This window comes from Hydrogenophaga sp., assembly GCF_041633695.1.
GTDB lineage: Bacteria > Pseudomonadota > Gammaproteobacteria > Burkholderiales > Burkholderiaceae_C > Hydrogenophaga.
In genome coordinates, this window is record NZ_JBFJMY010000413.1 from 1 (window position 1) to 3,690 (window position 3,690).

The 3,690-nt window shown below is 65.0% G+C and carries 6 protein-coding genes; 2 read left to right on the top strand and 4 right to left on the bottom strand.

The features are described from left to right. Positions 1-166: 166 nt before the first annotated feature. Positions 167-490 (bottom strand): hypothetical protein, encoded by a 324-nt coding sequence (locus ABYB95_RS19155; RefSeq protein WP_372660502.1) that lies wholly within the window; start codon positions 488-490, stop codon positions 167-169. An 80-nt stretch (positions 491-570) separates the two neighbouring features. Between ABYB95_RS19155 and ABYB95_RS19160 the strand changes: the two genes are divergently transcribed. Next, positions 571-1,167, top strand: a complete 597-nt coding sequence (locus tag ABYB95_RS19160) for a 3'-5' exonuclease (protein WP_372660505.1) — start codon at positions 571-573, stop codon at positions 1,165-1,167. Positions 1,168-1,177: 10 nt separating this feature from the next. Here ABYB95_RS19160 and ABYB95_RS19165 read toward each other — a convergent pair whose 3' ends face one another. Further along, positions 1,178-1,645 carry an Rrf2 family transcriptional regulator gene (locus ABYB95_RS19165; protein ID WP_372660508.1) on the bottom strand — a complete coding sequence of 156 codons (468 nt, stop codon included), beginning with the start codon at positions 1,643-1,645 and terminating at the stop codon, positions 1,178-1,180. A 120-nt stretch (positions 1,646-1,765) separates the two neighbouring features. Here ABYB95_RS19165 and ytfE point away from each other — a divergent pair, with 120 nt between their 5' ends. Then, positions 1,766-2,500 (top strand): iron-sulfur cluster repair protein YtfE, encoded by a 735-nt coding sequence (ytfE, locus tag ABYB95_RS19170; RefSeq protein ID WP_372660511.1) that lies wholly within the window; start codon positions 1,766-1,768, stop codon positions 2,498-2,500. Positions 2,501-2,515: 15 nt separating this feature from the next. Here the strand turns inward: ytfE and ABYB95_RS19175 are convergent, their stop codons facing one another. Beyond that, complete coding sequence (locus ABYB95_RS19175) at positions 2,516-2,743, bottom strand: DUF3820 family protein (protein WP_372660514.1); 228 nt, start codon at positions 2,741-2,743, stop codon at positions 2,516-2,518. Between the two features lie 15 nt (positions 2,744-2,758). Continuing rightward, complete coding sequence (locus tag ABYB95_RS19180; RefSeq protein WP_372660517.1) at positions 2,759-3,595, bottom strand: alpha/beta fold hydrolase; 837 nt, start codon at positions 3,593-3,595, stop codon at positions 2,759-2,761. Between the last annotated feature and the right edge of the window lie 95 nt (positions 3,596-3,690).

A 3,690-nucleotide genomic window follows, 5' to 3' on the forward strand; every position in this document is an offset into this window, starting at 1 on the left:
CACGCGGTCTGGATGTTTGCCTTCGGGGCGGAGTTCGAATATTTTGCGCATGGCAGTCCTTCAGAGGGATTTCGCCCGTGAGGGACAAGTTGACAAGGTTTGCACCGGGCTTCTGGAAAACACCGGGCAAGGGGCACGATTATGCGCGGCAGCCATCTGCCACCGCCTACAGCCCGGGCGGCGCGTCGATCAGGCCGATCTCGTAATCGGCGTCGCCCATCTGCCGCATCGGGCCGAACACCGCGGTCACGGCCGCCGCTTCCGCCTCGCGCCACTGCTCCAGCACCGCCAGCTCCCCGGTGCTCAAGCTTTCCGGGTCGGGCGCTTCGCCGTGGCGCGCCACCACCTGCATGTAGGCCTGGTACACCGGTGCCACCAGACTGGCGTCGCCCAGACTGTCTTCCAGCGCGCGCCGAAAGCTGCGCTCGGCGGCTGCGCGCGCAGCGGGGCCTACGTCGTCGGCGGAAAAGAGTTTGAGGGTGTAATGCATCGGGATATTCGGGCGGCCAGTCGATCGCTTGCGCCAAGCCTGCATTATCGGTGCGCGCCGACTGCGGCACACTGGCGTGCATGCAAACCACACGCCCCACCCCGAGCAAAGACGAAATTGCCCTGCTGCCCGAATTCGACCGCCTGGGTCCGGACCGCATCGCACTGGTGCACACCGGCGAACAGGCGCGGGCCGCGCAGGCCGCCCTGACCGCGACCACGGTCTGGGGTTTTGACACCGAGTCCAAACCCACGTTCGTGAAAGACCAGGTATCGGACGGTCCCCACATCGTGCAGCTCGCCACCCCCGAGCGCGCCTGGGTCTTTCAGCTGCACGATCCGGGCTGTCGCGCCATCGTGGCGCAGTTGCTCGCCCTGCCCGGCTTCACAAAGGCCGGGTTCGGGCTGCGCGACGACACCTTGCGCATCGTCGCCAAACTCGGTGTGGAGCCCGCCGACGTGCTGGAACTCAACACCGTGTTCCGCGAACGCGGCTACCGCAAGGACATGGGCGTCAAGGGCGCGGTGGCGGTGTTGTTCCAGCAGCGCTTCATCAAATCGAAAAAGGCCGCCACCTCCAACTGGGCGTTACCCAATCTCAGCACCGGCCAGTTGGTCTACGCGGCCAACGACGCCTGGGCAGCGGTGCGGGTCTACCACGCGCTGGGCCTGGACTGAGCCCGGGCCATCAGCGCCACTGGATCGGCACGCCCACCAGGCGGCCCTCGCCTCCCCGCGCCGAACCTGCGGGGGCGCGCACCAGATCGGCCAGGGTCACGCCGTCCAGCACCCGCAGATAACTTTCGAGCGCCTCTTGCAACACGCCCTTGAGGTGGCAGGCGGGGTTGAGTCGGCATTGGTTGCTGCCGTCGTCGAAACATTCCACCATGTCGAAATCGGTTTCGGTTTGGCGCACCACATCGCCCAGCCCGATGTGCTCGGCCGGGACCTGCAAACGCAAGCCACCACCCCGACCGCGTGTGGTGCTGAGCCAGCCCTGGTTCGAGAGGTTGACCACGATTTTGGTGAGGTGGCTGCGTGAAATGCCGTGGGCCTCGGCGATTTCGGTGATCGTCACCGGCTGCTCGCGCCCCTCGCAGGCGGCGCAGTACATCAGCACCCTCAGGGTGTAGTCGGTCCAGCTGGTCAGACGCATGGCGTGCTCCCGTGGGTGGCTGGCATTTGCGCCAGCGCAAAGAAAAAGCAATGAAGATTCATGTCAAGTGCATTTTATGACTTAATATATTCACATCGTATGAACATTTAAAGGACCACCGTGAACGCCACATTGGAAACCCCTGAAAAACCCGCCGTCACCGACCGCAGCGAGCACGCCATCGGCCAGATCGCTGTGGATCTGCCCGGGGCCACCGCGGTCTTTCGCCGTCTCAAACTGGATTTTTGCTGCGGTGGCCAGATCGGCCTGCGGCAGGCGGCCGCCGACAAAGGCATCGCCCTCGAACCGCTGCTGGCCGAGCTCGGTGAGCTGGAGTTGCACCGCCGCACCAGTTTGCCCGCCAGCATGGCGCCTGCGCCACTGATCGATCTCATCGTCTCGCGTTTCCACGAGGTGCACCGCCAACAGCTGCCCGAGTTGTTGCGCATGGCGCGGCGGGTGGAAGCGGTGCACCGCGACCACCCCCAGGTGCCGAAAGGGCTGGCGGATTTGCTCGAAAACATGCAGACCGAACTGCTGGACCACATGCAAAAAGAAGAGCTGGTGCTGTTCCCTTTGCTCAAAAGCGGGAACATGGGTTACGCGCAAGCCCCCATCCACATGATGCGCGGCGAACACACCGAACACGGCCTGCAGGTGGAACGGCTGGCTGCGCTCACGAACGACGCCACGCCCCCTGCCGGCGCTTGCAACACCTGGCGTGCGCTGTACGCGGGTATCGCGCAATTCACCGACGATCTGATCCAGCACATCCACCTGGAAAACAATGTGCTGTTCCCGGCTTTCGAAACCCAGCCCGCAGGCTCTTGCTGCGGCTCCTGCGGCTGCGCCTGAGTGCGTGCGACGGGTCTACCGGTCCTGGTCGCGCCGCTGTCGCAAGGGCGTGAGCAAGTCGCCCAGCCCGTTGTGGTCGATCTCCTGCATCAGCGCCAGCAAGCGACCGATGTCGCTCTTGGGAAAACCCTCGCGCGCGAACCAGTTCAGGTAGTTGCCGGGCAGGTCGGCGATCACCCGGCCCTTGTATTTGCCAAACGGCATTTCCACGCTCACCAGGCGCTGCAGGTCTTCGGCTTTCATCGCGACGGCTCCGGCTCAGCTGCGTTGGGGCGGCGTCTCGTCCAGCCAAGCGCGCACCACCGGGTTGAAGCGTTCGGGCTTTTGCCGCATCAGCCAATGCCCAGCGGGTATTTCGTGCACGGCGCAGCCGGGTGTGGCTTCCAGCGTCTGCAGCCACTGGCTGGAATGGAACATGAAGGGCTTGCGCTGGCCGTACACAAACAGGGTCGGCACGCGCGGAGGGGCGTTGGCTCTCACCCGGCTCAAACCCTTGAAGCCGCCGTAGGTGCCCAGCCATTGCATGCCGTAGGGATAGTTCATCTGCCAGCCGATGTGGCCGGGCGGATTGCGGCACCCGATGGCCTTGGCCATGAAGCGCGTCATGCGATCGGCCACCCCGGTGGCGCCCATTTTTCCCAACTGCCAGGCCAGCGCCAACCAGAGCTGGTAGCCCAGAATCATCAGCTTGGCCTTGGCTTTGAGCGACTTCAGATAGGCGCCCGAGCTGGCGTCGCCCACGTCGACGATCACCACCCGCTCCACCCGTTCGGGGTGGCGCGCGGCGAATTCCTGACCAAAGATCGAGCCCCAGTCGTGTATCAGCAAGGTCACGGGAGCGCCTGGGCTCACCCGGCTCACCACGGCCGCCATCAACACCACCATCGCATCCACCGACAGTCCGCCGGGCGGCTTGGCCAGGTCGTAGCCCGGCAGGTTGAAGCGCACGCAGCGGTAGCCGTCGCGCAAGGCCGCCACGGTGTCGTCCCACAGGGCGCGGGTATCGGGCCAGCCGTGCAGCAGCAAGACGGTGGAGCTGCCCTCGCCTTCCACCTGCACGTCAATGCCTTCGATCTGGAAACTGGCGGTCATCATGGGCACATTCCGAGGTTGGTGAATGGGGCCATGGTACCGCCCCAACACCACAGTCCCGGCCGCGCGTGTACCCGGTGCAAGCACCGGGTACACGC